Source organism: Flavobacterium sp. (genome assembly GCF_035456225.1).
In the GTDB taxonomy this organism is placed as follows: domain Bacteria; phylum Bacteroidota; class Bacteroidia; order Flavobacteriales; family Flavobacteriaceae; genus Flavobacterium.
Window position 1 is genome coordinate 1 of sequence record NZ_DATIDM010000143.1, and the last position, 2,669, is coordinate 2,669.

Sequence of the window (2,669 nt, forward strand, 5' to 3'; positions counted from 1 at the left end):
ATCCTGATACAAATGCTGCATTTCGAAAGCTAAAACATGCTTGTCGTTCATCGTGTAATAATAGTTCAGGTTCTGATTGAAAGAGAATGGATTTTGTTTCTTTTTCGAATAAACATCATTGTATAACAGTTCCGACTCCCCATCACTATTGTTCGTAATCGTATTATTGGAAACTAATGCTGTATTCTCATCCTGTTTAGATCCTTTAACCAAAGCATCATAGTCGAAATGCACTTTTTCCGAAGGCACATAACTCGAACTCAACTTTAAAAAACCTAACTTACTATTTTGTTTCGTAGCCGAAGTTTCATCATTGAAGTTGGTTGAATTTGTGTCTTTATCAATTCGCGTTGTTTTTACATTGGTCAGCAAATCCGTTTCGCTTCCCATTAAAACTCCGAAACCGCTTATTGTCCATGCTTTTGAAGGGTTATAGCTGAAATTCACTGCTCCAAAATCGGTATCGATTTCCTTCGCCTGATTGTTTCGCAATCCCATAATTCCCAAATCGTTGGAAGCCACGTTGAAACTGGTCCCACCTCTTCGCATCATGTTTTTGAATCCGCCGGTAAACTTAAAATAATCCTGCATCGTGAGCGGTAATTCTCCAATATTATTGAAATTCCCGATGACATTCACACTGTATTTCGGATTGTAGTAAAACAATTTCGGATTGACAATATGCCGGTCTTCCTCGTGACCCACGCCAATACCTGCAGTCATATCACCAAACCAGAAGTTCTTTTTCCCTTCTTTCAGTTTGATGTTGATTGCAACATTTTCTTCGTTGTTTTCAAGTCCTTTCAGATTGGACACTTCGTTATAATTTCGAAGTACCTGGATTTTATCCAAAGCATCGGCAGGAATGTTTTTGGTGGCTATTTTAGTATCTCCATCGAAGAAATCCTTTCCTTCCACCATAATTTTCTCCACTTTTTTCCCTTCCACCTGAATTTCACCGTCTTTGTTTACCTCAACTCCCGGTAGTTTTTTCAGAACGTCTTCCAGTTTTCGTTCCGTACCATTTCTGAAAGAATCCGAATTATAAATAATGGTATCTCCGCTAATGGAAACAGGCATTTCCTTCACGATTTCAAGCTCCTTAAGCATCGTCCCTTCTTTCAGGACGATAGTTTTAACGATATTTTGCGTTCCTGTTTTTATAGTTGTCTCGTAAGGCTGAAACCCTACATAACTAACTTTTATATCATAGGTGGTATTCGGACTCAATGAAATCTGAAAGCGTCCTTTTTCATTGGTGATTGAGTAGCCGTCCATCGCTTTTGTAGCTTGGTTAACAGCCATAATGTTAGCCATTTCCAAAGCGACTCCGGTGGTATCTTTAATTACACCTTCAAATTTCACATCCTGTGAAAAAACGAATGTTGAAACAAACAGTGTAACAACAAGAAATATATTCTTCATAAAGTGGTATTGAAATAACAGATTAAATGGTAATTAAAATATTTATGAATTAGTGTACCATTCTAACTCCGCCTCTGTTTCCACCTTGTGACTGCCATTGCTCGCGCATTTCTTCCATTTTCTTTACAACAATTTCATCAAATTCCTTTTGCTTAACAACCTTTCCGCCTTTAGGAGCTTTTATTTCCACTTTATCTTTGGAATTCATTACCAGTTTAGAACACATGATAACCGTTTTACCGTCGTTAACTTCCAAAATTAAACCCGGTAATCCCCAGTAACCTTCAGGTCCCTGATTAATTGGAATTTCAGGACAATACCAAGCTGTAATTTCGACTTCTTTGGGCATATCAATTTCAGACATCATAAAACCGCCTCTTCTTTCTTTGGAACCTTCCTCTTTCTTGGCTTCCTCTCCTTTTTTAGCCTCACCCTCTTTTTTGGCTTCTTCTTCTTTTTTAAGGCGTGCATTTCTGAAATCAGAAGCATCTACAGGCTTGATTGCTGTAGCTTTGAAGCAAGTATAATCACCTATTTTTTTAGTTTCGCCGGTCATTTTCCATTTAAGTTTTGGCAAAGAATCGACAATTAAAAACTCTTTCCCCATGAATTCCTTGTCCACGGTATAGGTTTTTTCTTTAACGTTTTTATAATACGTTCCGCCACCGCCCATCATGGAACTCATCATTCTGAATCGGCCCGCATTTTCTCCCGGAGCTTCCAATTTTTCTTCTTCTTTATAAATGGAACTGGTTTTGTCGAAATTAAGGATGAATGTTTTTTCAAACATCTTTTTCATTCGTTCTTCCATGTTTTTGCGCATTTCAGGAGTTATATCTTTATTTCCGTCCATTCTGGCTTTGAAATCGGAAGTGCTTGTTTTGGATTCATACACGGCCATGCCCTGAAAATCCTGAGCAAATGAAGTTACTGAAGAACAAAATATTGCTAGTAATGCTAACGAAATTTTTTTCATAATCTTTAAAGTTAATTTAGAACAGATTAGACGATAACAAAATCTCTTTGTTACAAATTTAAGTTATTAGACTACTGTTTTGGAAAATGGTTTAAAAACAAAAAAATATTTCTCAAAAAACAGTATAATCAATTTTCCCTATTTATTTTCAAGGCTTATTTTTTGTAATTTGGCAATCTATGCGAACATTTCTAAAAATAGCTATTCTTTTGTTTTTTTCCATTGGCTTCTGTCAGGATAAGAATATTACTACCACCTTACTCTCTTC

Annotated in this window: 2 protein-coding genes; both read right to left on the reverse strand. The window is 36.5% G+C overall.

Annotated features, from left to right (window positions below):
- A partial coding sequence (locus VLB74_RS08530; RefSeq protein ID WP_325203032.1) for a TonB-dependent receptor occupies positions 1-1,425 on the reverse strand: 1,425 nt, incomplete at its 3' end.
- Between the two features lie 49 nt (positions 1,426-1,474).
- Entirely contained in the window at positions 1,475-2,401 is a 927-nt protein-coding gene (locus tag VLB74_RS08535) for a GLPGLI family protein (RefSeq protein WP_325203033.1), read from the reverse strand.
- Between the last annotated feature and the right edge of the window lie 268 nt (positions 2,402-2,669).

Coding starts and splice junctions, on each gene's coding strand:
- VLB74_RS08535 (WP_325203033.1), bottom strand. CDS start 2,401: ATGAAAAAAATTTCGTTAGCATTACTAGCAATATTTTGTTCTTCAGTA.